Consider the following 1194-nt stretch of genomic DNA (forward strand, 5'->3'; position numbering starts at 1 on the left):
CATGGCAAAAGGCAAGTTTGAACGGACCAAACCGCACGTGAACGTGGGTACGATCGGCCACGTTGACCACGGCAAGACGACGCTGACGGCGGCGATCACGACGGTGCTGGCCAAGGCAGGCGGCGGCGAGGCGAAGGGCTACGACCAGATCGACAACGCGCCCGAAGAGAAGGCGCGCGGGATCACGATCAACACCTCGCACGTGGAATACGAGACGGCCAACCGTCACTACGCGCACGTGGACTGCCCGGGTCACGCGGACTATGTGAAGAACATGATCACGGGTGCTGCGCAGATGGACGGCGCGATCCTGGTGGTGTCGGCCGCCGACGGCCCGATGCCGCAGACGCGCGAGCACATCCTGCTGGCGCGCCAGGTGGGCGTGCCCTACATCATCGTGTTCCTGAACAAGTGCGACATGGTCGACGACGAGGAACTGCTGGAACTGGTCGAGATGGAAGTGCGCGAGCTGCTCTCCAAGTACGACTTCCCGGGCGATGACACGCCGATCGTGAAGGGTTCGGCCAAGCTGGCGCTGGAAGGCGACGAAGGCCCGCTGGGCTCGCAGGCGATCATGCAGCTGGCCGCGGCGCTGGACAGCTACATCCCGACGCCGGAGCGCGCGGTCGACGGCACGTTCCTGATGCCTGTGGAAGACGTGTTCTCGATCTCGGGTCGCGGCACGGTGGTGACTGGGCGTATCGAGCGCGGGATCATCAAGGTCGGCGAGGAAATCGAGATCGTGGGGATCCACGACACGGCCAAGACGACGTGCACGGGCGTGGAGATGTTCCGCAAGCTGCTGGACCAGGGCCAGGCGGGCGACAATGTGGGGATCCTGCTGCGCGGGACCAAGCGCGAGGAAGTCGAGCGCGGCCAGGTGCTGGCCAAGCCCGGTTCGATCCACCCGCACACGAACTTCACGGCCGAGGTGTACATTCTGTCCAAGGAAGAGGGCGGTCGCCACACGCCGTTCTTCAAGGGCTACCGTCCGCAGTTCTACTTCCGCACGACGGACGTGACCGGGACGATCGAGCTGCCGGCCGACAAGGAGATGGTGCTGCCGGGCGACAACGTGTCGATGACGGTGAACCTGATTGCGCCGATCGCCATGGAAGAGGGCCTGCGCTTTGCCATCCGCGAGGGTGGCCGCACCGTGGGCGCCGGCGTCGTCGCCAAAATCATCAAGTAATT

Annotated in this window: 1 protein-coding gene; it reads left to right on the forward strand. The window is 64.8% G+C overall.

What is annotated here, in order from left to right; genetic code table 11:
* Nucleotide 1: 1 nt before the first annotated feature.
* The gene (tuf, locus tag ACFO27_RS12115; protein ID WP_376817553.1) at nucleotides 2–1192 is read left to right on the forward strand and encodes an elongation factor Tu; all 1191 of its coding nucleotides are present in this window, start codon (nucleotides 2–4) and stop codon (nucleotides 1190–1192) included.
* The last annotated feature ends 2 nt before the right edge of the window (nucleotides 1193–1194 follow it).

Origin of the sequence: Castellaniella denitrificans (genome assembly GCF_042653765.1) — a bacterium.
In the GTDB taxonomy this organism is placed as follows: domain Bacteria; phylum Pseudomonadota; class Gammaproteobacteria; order Burkholderiales; family Burkholderiaceae_B; genus Castellaniella; species Castellaniella denitrificans.